Annotated in this window: 4 protein-coding genes; all 4 read left to right on the top strand. The window is 62.5% G+C overall.

Going from position 1 to position 3,226, the window contains the following annotated elements; all coding sequences use genetic code 11:
* The coding region (locus AC1DMG_RS21185) for a P-loop NTPase family protein (RefSeq protein ID WP_477181058.1) at nt 1-239 on the top strand (239 nt) is incomplete at its 5' end.
* 83 nt (nt 240-322) lie between these two features.
* The gene (locus AC1DMG_RS21180; RefSeq protein WP_477181057.1) at nt 323-1,669 is read left to right on the top strand and encodes an outer membrane beta-barrel protein; all 1,347 of its coding nucleotides are present in this window, start codon (nt 323-325) and stop codon (nt 1,667-1,669) included.
* A complete protein-coding gene (locus AC1DMG_RS21175; RefSeq protein ID WP_441603175.1) occupies nt 1,666-2,439 on the top strand; it encodes a serine aminopeptidase domain-containing protein in 774 nt (257 codons plus the stop codon). Before AC1DMG_RS21180 ends, AC1DMG_RS21175 begins: the two co-directional genes overlap by 4 nt.
* A partial coding sequence (locus tag AC1DMG_RS21170) for an alpha/beta hydrolase family protein (RefSeq protein ID WP_477181056.1) occupies nt 2,439-3,226 on the top strand: 788 nt, incomplete at its 3' end. The genes AC1DMG_RS21175 and AC1DMG_RS21170, both read left to right, overlap by 1 nt.

Here is a 3,226-nt window from a genome sequence, read left to right as displayed (position 1 = left end):
CCTCCCATCGCATGCGTGCGGTGATCGATTCGCTGCGCTCGCGCTATGCCGACCGCTACATCTTCCTTGACGGTCCCTCCATCAAGGGCGCGCCGGACGCGCGAATCCTCGCCGACCTGGCCGACTTCGTGGTGGTGGTGGCTGGCTACGGGAAGGACACGCCTGGGGCGATCAGCCAGGCGCTCAGTCATTTTGAGCCGAGCAAGCTCGCAGGAGTGGTGTTCAACCAAGCGCCCTAGACCAACAGGAATGAAGGATAGGGAAGAAGGCGCCGCCACAGGGTGGGACGACGCCTCAAGGGGTAACGGTCAGAGGAATGGATATGCCGGCTTACAACAGGCTCGCCCGCGCCACCATGATCGCGCTCGTCGTTGTGCCTGGCACCTCATGGGCAGGCGACTTCGCGTATTCGGTGTTCGGCAGCRTGGAACACAGCGACAACATCGCCCYGTCCACGGAGAACCCCCAAAGCACCAATGTGTTCGTTCCCGGCGTCAACTTTGCCTATCGGCAGGTGGGTTCCACGCTCCAGGCGAACGTAGTCGGTACGGTGGAATACCTCGATTACAGCAACAAGAATTTCGACAGCCAGGTGCTGGGCACGTTGGGCGCGCAGGCCAACTGGTCGGTGATACCGCAGCGACTGGATTTTTCCATCGAGGACGATGCGGGCGTCCAGCCGGTCGACACGCTGGCCAGCAATTCGCCCAATAACGAACAGCAGACCAACGTGCTGTCGTTGGGCCCGATCCTGCATTTCCAGTTCAACGGGTCCACTCGCGGCCAGGCTGAGCTGAAGTATCTCAACAGCTATGCCTCGAAGGTGGACGATTTCGATTCGTCGCGCGGGCTGGGCGCGTTCCGCGTGATTCGCGACGTGAATCCCACGACCCAGGTGTCGTTGAACGTGGAGTCACAGCGCGTCGATCTGAAGAACAACGACGCCGGCCCCGACTACACCCGCAACGAGTTCTATGCGCACTACGTGCACACRCTGCGCGATTTTGACGTGGATGCGTCGCTGGGGTGGGCATACATCGACTTCACCCATGCTCCCAGCGCGTCCAAGCCCTTGGCCAACGTCACCGTGGGCTGGCGGCCGAGCGTGGACAACAGCTTCAGCCTTACTGGCCGCTACGAGTACTCCGATGCGGCCCAGGACATGCTGTTGCAGCCGGGCCAGACCATCGTCGACAGCATGACCAATGTGCCGACCAACCCGCTGGATCTGATCAACGACCCGACCCGCGGCGGCATCAACACCGGCACGATGGTGGTGGACTCGGAGGTGTACCTGGACCAAAGCATCGAGGGCACCTACAGCTATCGCGGCGATCGCTTGTCCATCACCGTGCAGCCTCTCTATCGAAAACTGACCTATTTGAATGACACCGAGTTCAATCAGAAAGAGAAGAGCGGAGCCATCAGCGTGGAGTACAAACTGCGGCCCACGTTGTTTCTGTCGGCGTTCGGCAACTACCAGCATCTCGATTACACCAACATCATCCGTACCGACAAGAGCACGCGTTTCGGTCTTGCGCTGAGCCACCAGTTCACTCAGCGCTGGAGCTGGCGCGCTGCCTATACCCGCCAGTTGCGCAACAGCACGGCCGTCCAGCAGAGCTACCACGAGAACGAATTTCTCGTGTCGCTGGTTTATCACCGATGAAAGCGCGCATCGAAGCCGAACTGCCGTTTTACTTCGGCCCCGGAAGGGAGCTGTTCGGCTTCTATCATCCCGCCGCAGGCATGCGCGCGGCGGTGTTGCTATGTCCGCCGTTTGGCGTGGAGCAGATCCGCTGCCACCGGCTGTACCGCCAGTTGGCCCATGGCTTGGCCGAGGCAGGATTTCCGGTATTGCGCTTCGATTACTTCGGGACCGGCGATTCGGCGGGTGAGAGCCGCGCCTTTGAATGGACGCGTTGCCTCGCTGACGTGGTGACAGCCGCCACAGAGCTGCGCATGCGCCACGGCGGCGGGCGTGTGCTGGCGTTTGGCGCGCGTCTTGGCGCCAATGCGGCGCTCGCGGCGGCGCAGGCGGCGCGACTGGACGGCGTCGTTGCGTGGGACGTGATTACCGATGGCGCAGCCCTGGTACGTCAGTACGACCACATGCAGGAATCCCTGAAGGTCGATCTGAACCGATTCGAATATGCGCGACCGGAGCTCGACGTCAGTACGCAATGGCCGGGCTTTGAGACCAGCGATCGCCTGCGCGGGCAACTGATGGATCTGCGCTTGCTGGACCCGGGCATTGCCTCGGCCTGGCTTGCCTCATCCGTATCCGATGACGCGTCGCAACTGGATGAGCGTTATGCCGGTAAGTGCACCGCGGTCGAGGTTTCGCCGCGCTGGGACGATGTCGACAGCCTTGAGCTGGCGATACTTTCACATCCTTTGCTGGAGGCGGCCAAGCGCCACCTGAAGGAGATGGCCTGATGCACGAGCAGGCCTTCCGCTTTGGTGGCGCCAGGCATCTGGTTGGCGTGGTCGGTTTGCCCGCGCTGATCGACCAGGGCGTTGGCGTGATTTTTCTCAATGCCGGCATGGTGCATCGCGTGGGGCCGTTCCGCCTCCATGTGGAGCTGGCGCGGCGACTCAATGCCTTGGGTTACCCCACGCTGCGTTTTGATCTGTCCACCATCGGTGACAGCGGCGCCAGCGGGCAGCGCCTGTCGCGTCCCGAACAGGTGGTTGCCGATGTACGCGACGCGATGGAACTGCTGAAGCAGCAGTCGGGGTGCACGCGCTTTGTATTGTTCGGACTTTGTTCCGGCGCGCAGAACGCGCATTCGACGGCGTTTGCCGACGAACGCGTGGCAGGTGCGTTTTTCCTCGATGGCTATGGACATCGCACGCTGGGGCAGCGCGTGCGTCATTACCTGCCGCGCCTGTTGAGCCTGTCGGTGTGGCGCCAGCGATTGGCGCGTCGTGGCGTGGCAGTGGCGCAGCGTCCCGCCGAGCCGGCCTTCGTGGTCGAGCCGTTGCCGCCGAGGGTCGTGCGCGCGCAGCTCGCCGACATGCTCCAGCGTGGAATCAAGCTCGATTTCATCTACAGCGGCGGCGTGGCGCGTTACTTCAACCACGTCCGCCAGTTCCGCGAGTGTTTTGGCCGGCTGGCCGATCACCCGGGCGTGAGCGTCAATTATTTCAAGCAAGCGGACCACACCTACGTACTCAGCGGTGACCGCCAGCAGCTGCTCGAGCACGTCGCGCAGTGGATGGG

Source organism: Dyella sp. 01N36, assembly GCF_056399745.1.
This window is presented reverse-complemented; position numbering and strand designations above follow the sequence as displayed.

Bases quoted from the DNA above. Each gene is read 5' to 3' on its own strand.
- AC1DMG_RS21175 (WP_441603175.1), top strand. From the start codon at position 1,666: ATGAAAGCGCGCATCGAAGCCGAACTGCCGTTTTACTTCGGCCCCGGA.